The following is a 9,952-nucleotide window of genomic DNA, read 5'->3' as shown; positions in this document are numbered from 1 at the left end:
CAATTATGAGTTAGCTTTAGGGGATTAAATTTAAAACCTCTAATTATAACATATATCTTTTTTGCAAGAGGTCTAATGTTGACCGGTCTTGGAGGCAGAAACCGGGAATAGACGATCGCATTTTTACCATTCAGCAGTAAGGTACGCAGCGCGCACCTTACAAACTATTAACCTATGACTATTCTGCCACTTCCTCAGATTCCGATTCTTCGGCCGATTCTTCACCAGCAGGCGGCACTAAAGCCACAGCTACGATCGAATCATCCTCATCTAACCGCTGCACCCGCACACCCGTTGCTGTGCGCGATTGAGTAGAAATTGCACTCACAGCCTGACGGATAATAATACCTCGGTTGGTAATGATCATCAATTCGTCATCTTCGTTGACAATTCGCAACGCAGCTACCTGATCCTTACCCTTTTTCGACTTGAATTTAGTAGCCGTCAATCCCTTGCCAGCCCGTCTTTGTAGGCGGAATTGAGACACAGGAACCCGCTTACCATAGCCGTTGGTGGTGATTACCAACACCGAAGGAACTTCGCTGCTAACTGTCGAAATTTCTTCGACCTCTTCGCCTTCAATTTCCTCGGCTTGCAGTTCTAATTCTTCGTCTTCCAATTCCCCATCTTCAGTGTCCAATTCAGCAATTTCGCCTCCTTCTAATTCCGAGTCTTCAGTTTCTAATAGAGCAATATTAGCTCCCTCTAATTCCGAGTCTTCAGTTTCCAATTCAGCAATTTCGGCAACAATTGAACTGGGCAAAATGTCCATGCTAATCAACTCATCGCCCGATCGCAATTTCATTGATTTTACACCCCGCGTCGCGCGGCCGACTGGGCGCAACTGTTCGTGATTGGTGCGGAAATGAATTGCCATGCCTTGGCGCGTACCGATGATGATGCTGTCACCCACTTTTGCTCTGCGTACCCAGCGCAGTTGGTCGCCTTCTTCTAGAGAAATCGCGATTAATCCATTAGTGCGGATGTTGCCAAAAGCTGAAAGTGCGGTTTTCTTGATGTAGCCGCCGCGAGTCAACATTACCAAGTATTCTTCGCTGGTGAATTCTGTGACTGACACCATAGAAGTGATTTTTTCTTCTATAGGAATCGGCAGCAGTTGCACCACAGGAGTGCCGCGGGCCGTCCGGGAACAAATGGGAATTTGATAAGCTTTGACAGAGTAAACTACGCCTCTGTCGCTGAAGAACAAAACGCTATCGTGATCGCAGCAGGAAAGGAAATGTTCTACTCCGTCGTCTTCTTTCATTTTCGCGCCTGCTTTGCCGCGAGTAGCGCGACTTTGGGCCTCGAAAGTGCTGACAGGCATCCGCTTAATGTAGCCTTGCTCTGTGATTAGAATAATTGCTTGTTCGTTGGCAATTAAATCTCTTTCATCGATTTCTCCTTCGGCGTGTTCGATGACGCTGCGTCTAGGAGTGGCGATTTTGGTTTGGATTTCGACGGCTTCAAATTCGGCGATTTCTAAGATGCGTTCCCGGCGCGCTAAGATATCTTCCAAATCTGCGATTTTAGTTCGCAATTCTTCGTGTTCTTGCTGAATTTTTTGCGCTTCTAATGCTGTCAAACGCCGGAGCTGCATTTGCAGAATTGCGTCGGATTGCTGTTCAGAAAGACCGTAATTATCCATCAATTCTTGTTTGGCTGCTGCGGAGTCGGCAGCGGCGCGAATTAGGTGAATAATTGCATCTAAGTTGTCTAGGGCAATTAATAAGCCTTGCAGAAGGTGGTCGCGTTCTTCTGCTTTGCGGAGCTCATATTGAGTCCGGCGAGTAATTGTCTCAATGCGGAAATCTAGGAAGACATTGAGGAATTGGGAGAGCGTAAGTAGTTGGGGTTCCCCATTTACTAGCGCTAACATATTGGCTCCAAAGTTGGCTTGGAGGGGTGTTTGTTTATAGAGATTGTTGAGGACGACGCGGGGATAGGCGTCGCGCTTGAGTTCGATCACGATCCGCATTCCGTCTCTATCGCTTTCGTCGCGAATGTCGGAAATTCCATCTAATCTTTTGTCGTTGACAAGTTCGGCAATTTTCTCAATTAGCGCTGCCTTGTTTGTTTGGTAAGGCAATTCGGTGATAATAATTGCTTCTTTGTCGGGGCGGCCGGGATGTTCGATGGTTTCAATGCCGGCGACTCCGCGCATTGTAATCGAACCGCGCCCGGTGGTGTAAGCATCACGAATGCCCCCTCTACCGAGAATTTGCCCTCCGGTGGGAAAGTCCGGGCCGGGGATGTACTGCATCAATTCCAGGTCAGTAATTGCTGGATTGTGGATTAGTGCTACTAAACCGTCAATTATTTCGCCTAAATTGTGTGGCGGAATGTTGGTGGCCATCCCTACAGCAATCCCGGAGGAACCGTTGAGCAAAATTTGGGGGATGCGTGCGGGGAGTACGAGGGGTTCTTGCTGGGAACCGTCGAAGTTGTCGCCGAAATCAACTGTTTCCGAGTCGATGTCGCGCAGCATGGAGTCGCTAGTCAAAGCTGTGAGGCGACATTCTGTGTACCGCATGGCAGCGGGCGGGTCGTTGTCAACCGAGCCGAAGTTGCCGTGGCCGTTGATCAGGCGTTCCCGCATGGAGAAATCCTGAGCCATCCGCACCAGGGCGTCATAAACTGCTGTATCTCCGTGCGGGTGATACTTGCCCAGCACCTCCCCCACGACGCGGGCGCATTTGCGGAAAGGTCGATCGGGAGTCAAGCCCAATTCGTTCATGGCGTAGAGAATGCGTCGGTGAACGGGCTTGAGACCGTCCCTGGCATCTGGTAGCGCCCGACCGACTATTACGCTCATGGCGTATTCCAAGTACGATCGGGACATCTCATTACCCAGATCCGTCGGGATTATCCGCGACTCAGAGGTGCTCATAGGTTGAAAAACTCCGTTAAAAATTTAAATTTGACCGCTATAAATCTCAAAAATGCGATAAAATCGGTTTGGATTCAGTAGAGCTGCCAAATATTGCAAATTACTCCTGAAATTATATCACAATTTGCCTTGGAATTTATGGGAAAGTTGCCAGAAAATTTAAGGGACGAAACAAGCACAATTGATAATTTGTCAGTTGGTGATTTTGTCAGCAGTTGGCAAAAGCTAGAAAGGTTTTTTTAGGCTGAAGAGTTTCATGCTTTGGTGAGTTTTTTTGACGGCCCTATAAGAAATTAAAATGGTTACTAGAGCGAAATTTTAATTTCACAAAACCGAAGGCCTTCTTAAAGCCAACTAAAAATCTAAAATCTAAAATCTAAAATCTAAAATCAGCCGATGCTACCCGTCATCTACTCCGAAGATTTCTTGCTGCACAAGACTGGAATGCTTCACCCAGAGCGACCAGAACGTTTAACGGCGATCGTCAACGCTCTGAAAGCTGCTCCCTGGGCGGATCAAATTGAGTGGCAACTGCCTACCCCAGTGGCGCAGCGCGAACAACAACTGTTCTCGGCTATCAAAAAAGTTCACTCGCAAAGATACATCAAAGAAATTGAACATTTGGCTCATCGGGGAGGCGGCTACCTCGACGGTGATACGCCGATTTCTGCTGAAAGTTACGACGTAGCCCTCCTAGCGGCGAGTGCTTGGCTCGATGGGGTCGATCGAGTGGTGGCTGCGGGGGAACCGGCTTTTGTGCTGGCCAGGCCGCCGGGACACCACGCCGAAAACGCCCGCGCGATGGGTTTTTGCTTGTTTTCCAATGCTGCGATCGCCGCTCACTACGCCCTGGAACAGCCGGGAGTCAACCGCGTCGCCATCCTCGACTGGGACGTGCACCACGGCAACGGCACTCAATCTTTGGTGGAAAACTGCCGGCAAATTGCCTACTGTTCCCTGCACCAATCTCCGTGCTATCCGGGAACAGGAGATGCCGAGGAGCGGGGTGCTTACGACAACGTGCTGAACATTCCTCTCTATCCCGGCAGTGGCATAGCTGAATACCTGAGCGCCTTTGAATCTCTTGTCGTGCCTTTTTTGTCCAAATTTGAACCGGATTTGTTGATTGTCAGCGCCGGTTATGACGCTACTGCGTCCGATCCGCTGGCGAGCATGACTCTGATGCCGTCAGATTTCGGTACTTTCACCGGATACTGCCTGCAACTCACTCGCCGCATAGCTTTTGGTTTGGAGGGGGGTTACGCGCTCAAAGAGTTGGCTGAGTCGGTGGTGGCGACTATTGACCGATGCCTCAATTAGCTGGAAAATTGGCATAGGGAAAAATGAGGTTTTGAGAAGCCGTGAGCACGGGATGGAGAGCTTTTGAGGCCGATCGCGCTTGATAGTCTTTTTTCCTCTGACTTCTGACTTCTTCCCTCTGAACTTCTGACTTCTTCCTTCTGGCTTTAGTGACAAGCATCACAAATTTAAGAGATCCAAGTCACTGGGCATCAAAGTCTCGGTCACAGATTTTTAACCTAAAAATCACACCGTGTCAATGTTTTCGATCGCCTTTGAAGTCCCTCCCAGAGTGGATAATATAAATACAACAAGCCTGTTAAAATTTTATCTGTCTCAATCAACTAGGAGGTTTATCATGTCAGTATCCCAAATGACACTCGAAGAGTTATTTGGTCAGGTCATGTTCTCCAGCGTCGTGACTCGCCACGACCGGAGACAGCTCAGATCTGCACTCTTAGAAAGAACACTGAATGAAGATGAGTATGCCATCATCAACCGACTGCTGTACAACGTTCGCCGCGGTTGGGTAAAAATTGTAGATTAAAGAGGTGGCAGCCACTCCCTTGAGGGGAGTTAATACCATTTTCGATTTTCGATTTTCGATTAAAGAATTGGTAATTACTGATAACTATCGGGGTTGAGAACACTGATCTACAGTTACATTTTTTGGAAACTCGTTACAAGTAGAACTTGCCAATTAGGGAAGTTTTTTGTGTTTAATAGTTGGCTCAAAAGTGTGATGTGTTTGACCAGTGTGTAAATTATCAAAATCTCGCTACACATCAGCCTATAGGTAGAGATAATTATAAAATAACAGGTTTCGGGTGCATCTCTACTTGTTGAACAATTGTGAGTTTTGAGTTACTAACTGAGAAGTTATAATTAACTCAAAACTCATAATTTTTTTGATGTGAGATGGGAGATTGGAGAGTGAGAAAACTGATGAATATCAGGGTTGAAAACCGCTATAAAATTAATATTTTTTAAACTGATATTAAGAATCAAAACTATCAGCAGTTTCCGGTTGAGGAGGAGTGTGCGATCGTTACCAGTACACCGAGTCGCATTGGTCGATCGACCATTCCGGCAATTTGAGCCCGGAAGTGTCAAAATATTAACAACCAGTTCATCCCCAAAATATATGGCTCCCGCCGTTTTAATTGAAAATCTTCAGAAACGCTACGGCACTGTAGAAGCCGTTAAAGATGTTTCCTTCAAGGTAGAACCGGGGGAAATATTTGGTTTGCTAGGCCCCAACGGTGCAGGCAAAACCACAACCCTGCGGGTACTTTGTACTTTGAGTGCGCCCGATAGCGGACGCATTGAAGTGTCTGGCATTTCTGCTGTCAGTCAGCCGAGAATTGCCAGACAAAGACTAGGCTATGTCGCCCAAGAAGTGGCTCTGGATAAGGTGCTGACGGGGCGGGAACTCCTGCAACTGCAAGCAGCGCTTTACCATTTGCCGCGCCCTAGGATTAAAGGGCGGATTGACGAAATGGTGAAACTCCTCGGTTTGGAGGAGTGGGAAAATAAAAAGACGGGCACTTATTCCGGCGGTATCCGCAAACGCCTCGACTTAGCTGCTGGGTTGCTTCACCAGCCGGATGTTTTGGTGTTAGACGAACCGACTGTCGGGCTCGATATTGAAAGCCGGGTGGTAGTGTGGGATTTCCTGCGCCGCTTGCGAGAGGAAGGTACTACGGTTTTGATAACGAGTCACTATCTCGAAGAAGTTGACGCTTTGGCCGATCGCGTGGCGATTATTGACAAGGGTACGGTGATTGCACAGGGCACGCCAGAAGAGTTGAAAAATCGGGTTGGGGGCGATCGGGTGACTCTGCGGATTCGGGAGTTTTCGCCGATGGAAGAAGCCGAAAAAGCTAAAACTCTGATGCAATCGCTGCCTTTTGTGCAAGAAGTAATTGTCAATACGGCCCAAGGAAATTCTCTCAATTTAGTAGTAACACCGCAAAGCGATGCGCTGGTGACTATTCAGCAAGCTTTAAAAGATGCGGGATTGCCTACTTTTGGGATTGCTCAATCTCGGCCGAGTTTGGATGATGTGTATTTGGCGGCGACTGGTAAGACGCTGTTGGATGCGGAGTTGGCTGCTGCTAGCAACCGCGATTTGAAGGCTGAACAAAAACAGGCGATGCGATCGTAGTTTGAGGGAAGAGGGAAGTTCGGCAACGGATTTTGTAACGGATGTAACGGATATAAGGAAGAGGGAAGAAGGAAGAGAAAACCTTCTTCCTTCTGCTATATAATCTTAAGAGGAGAGTGAAAAAATACGCTCGTAATTTTGGGGGATATTAATAGATGAATCTTGTTTTGGAAGTTGAAGCGCCTCCTTTCCGAGAAGATGCAACAGGTGCTATTCGGGTGGGAAACTCAAGAGTTTTGCTGGAATTGGTGATTCGAGCTTTTCAGGATGGTGCATCGCCCGAATCAATTGTGCAGCGTTATTCAACTGTGTCATTGTCTGATGTCTATAGTGCGATAGGCTATTATCTCCGACACCAAGAAGCAGTGGAAACTTATCTCAATTATCGCGAACAATTAGCAGATTCCGTCCGTCAGCGTTTGTTGGATATTCAACCCGATCTCAGCGTTATTCGATCGCGCTTGTTAGCCCAAAAACAATCTTGAGGATTAACTATGCTGCGGCTGTTGAGCGATGAAAATTTTAATGGCGATATTGTTCGAGGGCTTTTCCTGCGTCAGCCAGACCTTGACTTGCTTCGCGTTCAGGATGTTGGTTTGCGAGAAGCTGACGATCCAACAATTCTCAACTGGGCGGCCCAGAACGATCGCATTGTGTTAAGCCATGACCGAGCAACTATGCCCGATTTGGCTTACGAACAGTTGAGGGATAAGGAACAAATGTCAGGTTTGTTTATAATTAACGATCGAATGCCAGTTAGACAGGCTATTGATGAACTTGTGGTGCTGGTTAACTGTAGCGAACAATCGGAGTGGAAAGGAGTTGTTTTGTATCTACCATTGTAACAATTAGCTAGATATTTAAGACTCTTCTGCAACCATTTTAACATACTGTTTTAACACAGGTGGAATCGTGAAAACGATTTCAGCTTCACCGCCCAATTTTTCGATCATTCCCCGTCGGGCTAAAGATTGAATTGCTTTACATAATTCGCCTTGTGATCCTTGACATTTTGCCATCCATTGGGTAAACGAAACAGGCTCAATTTCAGTGCAGATTAGGCCGAGCGCCTGTTTTTCTATTTCCGACAACCGCTGATAATGCTGCTGCAATATCGGTGTCAATTCATCGCTTAAAAATACTGGTTGATAGCTTAAATATTGAGAGACTCTACCGCCAAATAAGTTGTTAATGGTTTGAGCGGCTAATTTTAACCAGAGGGGATTACCTTGATAAAGGTTAATCAATTCTGACCAGTATTCTTCATCCAACAAACCCTTTTGTCTAAGAATTTCTGTTCCTGCTTCACCTAAACCGGTTAACTGCAATAAACGTACTGCTGAATTATCGTCGGTGAATGTGAGGATGTCTGAGGGTGGTTCCCAACTATTGAGAATTAAGCAGCTATTGTGGGGAATTTCGCCGATGAGTTTAAATAGGGTTCCGTAGTTTTCATATCCGGGTTTGTAATTTCCTGCAAGTTGCCCGCTTCTGAGAATTTGCTGCACGTCATCGAGGATGATGAGACAGCGATTGTCTCGCAAATATTCGATTAGGATTGATAACTGAACATCGGTGTGGGCGGGTATGTTAATTTCTGGTTGATTTGAGAGAAATTGAATGAGGGTTTTGAGGGTGGTTTCGAGGGGTGGGGAGGTGCGGAGACTGAGCCAGATGATGCGATCGAACTGAGTTTGAATTTGGGGGATGAGGTGACGGGCGATCGCACTTTTGCCGGTGCCTGCCATGCCTGTGATGGTGAGGAGGCGGCAGTTTTGGCGGGCGATCGAGTTTTCGAGGGCGGTGAGGGGTGAGTTGGGGTAGTTGTAGAAGGTTTTGAGAGTCGGTGCATCTCTTAAATCGAGTCGCGGTTTTTGTTGGGTGTCGTCTTCAGTTGAGGTTTGTGTTGGGGGTGAGTTTTGTGAAGTTTTGGGAGGCTGTGAGGCTTCTGTGCAGACGTTGATGCTACCTTTTTCTACAAAATTTAGATTGAGGAAATTAGAAGAGTGAGAAATTTGATATCTTTCCATTGTCGATCGAAAATTTGATTTATTTATATCTTCTCTTAATAACTTTGACAAAACTTTCAACAATTTTGAGGTAACATCCCTAGTGTAACCCTCACTGTAGCCAGATTCCTCGGCGATCTGAATGTATGTCTTACCTTGCCAAACACCCCGCAGTACAGTCTCTTGCAGATCGGCGAGGTGTTTTCCTGTTTTTGCGAAAACTAGGTTGTCGGTAAATCTCAACACTTCTTTAACATCCATTAGTCGGCTAGCTGCTAGAGGTTTTGCCAATTATATCTGACATCTTCTGACATTTTCTAACATTTGCCAACAATCGTAGTTTTTCAATATCAGACAAAATCTGACTTTTTCCGATAGTCATAACCAAGCTCTGAAGTGAATAATTAGGATATGTAAAAGCTTTTTTGATAATCGAGGTAGCTAAAGATGGTAGTCATTCAACTAATTTCGGCGAAAACTGGACAACCCATCAAAGGGAAAGAGGTTGGCGTTGGAAACAATGATTTTTTAAAGCAGGGACAAACTGATCGCAAACGAACTAATCAGCAGGGAGAAGTTGAGTTTTCTATAGAGCCTTGGGCTAATGGCACAGTTTATGTGGATGGCAATCGTGTTTACCAAGGTAAAATAGATTGATTTATGAAAATTTCTGTCTAAAACTAAAGCTAAAATTATCCAAAATTAGGATGTGTTAGTTAATCCTTAGCAGATAGAAGCGAGCGAGAGCCATTTTTTTAATGTTGCACAATTTATTTACTGGAAACATTTTCGATAAGAGGCGATCGCTTAGATATTAAATTAAATTATTGTGATAATCGGATAATTTATGCCGCTCGCAATAGTGTTGACAAAGACAACAGAGAGGGATTTGTGAAAATCCTTCTCTACTAAACTCAAGCTAAAAACTTTAAGATTTAGGACTTCCAAACGATGGGAATTTTAATTGGGCTTGCGATCGCGATCACTGCCTTTGTCACTTTAGTCAACATATACGAATACAAAAGCCAAGGAAGCACGAATACTTTGCGGGACTTACTCGCCTCTGGAAAGTGGAGAGAGGCTAATAAAGAAACTGAGCGACTCCTCGAACTGACGACAAATCGAGCTATGGGTTTACCCAGCAAGCTGGAGAGGAGTGGTTTAGGATTTAAAGAATTTGGTTGCATTCCTTGTCCTATTTTACGCACTATTGACCAGCTTTGGGTACAATACAGTGACGGACATTTTGGTTTTAGCATCCAGTTAGGTATCTTGGAAGAATGTAAAAAAGCGGATGATTGGAAAAAAAAAGAAGTAAAGGAATTTGATCGCGGTATGTGTGGTCATGTTCAAGAGCATTTCCTGAAACTTTCCGGGTCCTTAGTTCCACTCGCCGATCCAGTTGAAGTGGTAATGCTTCGGGAACGCTTGGGGTGGATTACTCGTTGTTACCCTACTGAGGAGACATACAGTTTTATGTGTGCCGTGGATCCTTCTAAGCTCAAATACAGTAAGCTGTTCGACATCTAAACTGCATTAACTAAGTTACCTTTATTTTTTATTTTTCGGTTCCATTTTATAATTAGT

At 45.7% G+C, this 9,952-nt stretch carries 10 protein-coding genes; 7 read left to right on the top strand and 3 right to left on the bottom strand.

The features are described from left to right. Positions 1-178: 178 nt before the first annotated feature. Entirely contained in the window at positions 179-2,890 is a 2,712-nt protein-coding gene (gyrA, locus tag QUB37_RS28360; protein WP_333168478.1) for a DNA gyrase subunit A, read from the bottom strand. A gap of 396 nt (positions 2,891-3,286) precedes the next feature. Here gyrA and QUB37_RS28355 point away from each other — a divergent pair, with 396 nt between their 5' ends. Beyond that, positions 3,287-4,210, top strand: a complete 924-nt coding sequence (locus QUB37_RS28355; protein ID WP_333168476.1) for a histone deacetylase — start codon at positions 3,287-3,289, stop codon at positions 4,208-4,210. Here the strand turns inward: QUB37_RS28355 and QUB37_RS28350 are convergent. Beyond that, positions 4,203-4,370 (bottom strand): hypothetical protein, encoded by a 168-nt coding sequence (locus QUB37_RS28350; protein WP_333168474.1) that lies wholly within the window; start codon positions 4,368-4,370, stop codon positions 4,203-4,205. The two genes, QUB37_RS28355 and QUB37_RS28350, sit on opposite strands and share 8 nt — an antisense overlap. A 177-nt stretch (positions 4,371-4,547) precedes the next feature. Here QUB37_RS28350 and QUB37_RS28345 point away from each other — a divergent pair, with 177 nt between their 5' ends. From QUB37_RS28345 to QUB37_RS28330, 4 genes are all read left to right on the top strand, one after another. Next, the gene (locus tag QUB37_RS28345; protein WP_015175516.1) at positions 4,548-4,736 is read left to right on the top strand and encodes a hypothetical protein; all 189 of its coding nucleotides are present in this window, start codon (positions 4,548-4,550) and stop codon (positions 4,734-4,736) included. Positions 4,737-5,333: 597 nt separating this feature from the next. Next, positions 5,334-6,356 carry an ATP-binding cassette domain-containing protein gene (locus QUB37_RS28340; protein ID WP_333168479.1) on the top strand — a complete coding sequence of 341 codons (1,023 nt, stop codon included), beginning with the start codon at positions 5,334-5,336 and terminating at the stop codon, positions 6,354-6,356. 155 nt (positions 6,357-6,511) lie between these two features. Continuing rightward, positions 6,512-6,841, top strand: a complete 330-nt coding sequence (locus QUB37_RS28335; RefSeq protein WP_333168473.1) for a DUF433 domain-containing protein — start codon at positions 6,512-6,514, stop codon at positions 6,839-6,841. Between the two features lie 9 nt (positions 6,842-6,850). After that, on the top strand, positions 6,851-7,201 hold the full coding sequence (locus QUB37_RS28330; protein ID WP_333168472.1) for a DUF5615 family PIN-like protein: 351 nt from the start codon (positions 6,851-6,853) through the stop codon (positions 7,199-7,201). 15 nt (positions 7,202-7,216) lie between these two features. Here QUB37_RS28330 and QUB37_RS28325 read toward each other — a convergent pair whose 3' ends face one another. Beyond that, entirely contained in the window at positions 7,217-8,626 is a 1,410-nt protein-coding gene (locus QUB37_RS28325) for an NB-ARC domain-containing protein (protein ID WP_333168471.1), read from the bottom strand. Between the two features lie 186 nt (positions 8,627-8,812). Here QUB37_RS28325 and QUB37_RS28320 point away from each other — a divergent pair, with 186 nt between their 5' ends. After that, on the top strand, positions 8,813-9,022 hold the full coding sequence (locus QUB37_RS28320; RefSeq protein WP_333168470.1) for a hypothetical protein: 210 nt from the start codon (positions 8,813-8,815) through the stop codon (positions 9,020-9,022). A gap of 294 nt (positions 9,023-9,316) precedes the next feature. After that, positions 9,317-9,895, top strand: a complete 579-nt coding sequence (locus QUB37_RS28315) for a GUN4 domain-containing protein (protein WP_333168469.1) — start codon at positions 9,317-9,319, stop codon at positions 9,893-9,895. The last annotated feature ends 57 nt before the right edge of the window (positions 9,896-9,952 follow it).

Origin of the sequence: Microcoleus sp. AT3-A2, from assembly GCF_036705685.1 — a bacterium.
In the GTDB taxonomy this organism is placed as follows: Bacteria; Cyanobacteriota; Cyanobacteriia; order Cyanobacteriales; family Microcoleaceae; genus Microcoleus.
The sequence above is the reverse complement of the archived record's forward strand: the minus strand, read 5'-3'. Positions and strand labels throughout refer to the sequence as shown.

Bases quoted from the DNA above. Each gene is read 5' to 3' on its own strand.
- gyrA (WP_333168478.1), bottom strand. From the start codon at position 2,890: ATGAGCACCTCTGAGTCGCGGATAATCCCGACGGATCTGGGTAATGAG.
- QUB37_RS28355 (WP_333168476.1), top strand. From the start codon at position 3,287: ATGCTACCCGTCATCTACTCCGAAGATTTCTTGCTGCACAAGACTGGA.
- QUB37_RS28350 (WP_333168474.1), bottom strand. From the start codon at position 4,370: ATGCTTGTCACTAAAGCCAGAAGGAAGAAGTCAGAAGTTCAGAGGGAA.
- QUB37_RS28345 (WP_015175516.1), top strand. From the start codon at position 4,548: ATGTCAGTATCCCAAATGACACTCGAAGAGTTATTTGGTCAGGTCATG.
- QUB37_RS28340 (WP_333168479.1), top strand. From the start codon at position 5,334: ATGGCTCCCGCCGTTTTAATTGAAAATCTTCAGAAACGCTACGGCACT.
- QUB37_RS28335 (WP_333168473.1), top strand. From the start codon at position 6,512: ATGAATCTTGTTTTGGAAGTTGAAGCGCCTCCTTTCCGAGAAGATGCA.
- QUB37_RS28330 (WP_333168472.1), top strand. From the start codon at position 6,851: ATGCTGCGGCTGTTGAGCGATGAAAATTTTAATGGCGATATTGTTCGA.
- QUB37_RS28325 (WP_333168471.1), bottom strand. From the start codon at position 8,626: ATGGATGTTAAAGAAGTGTTGAGATTTACCGACAACCTAGTTTTCGCA.
- QUB37_RS28320 (WP_333168470.1), top strand. From the start codon at position 8,813: ATGGTAGTCATTCAACTAATTTCGGCGAAAACTGGACAACCCATCAAA.
- QUB37_RS28315 (WP_333168469.1), top strand. From the start codon at position 9,317: ATGGGAATTTTAATTGGGCTTGCGATCGCGATCACTGCCTTTGTCACT.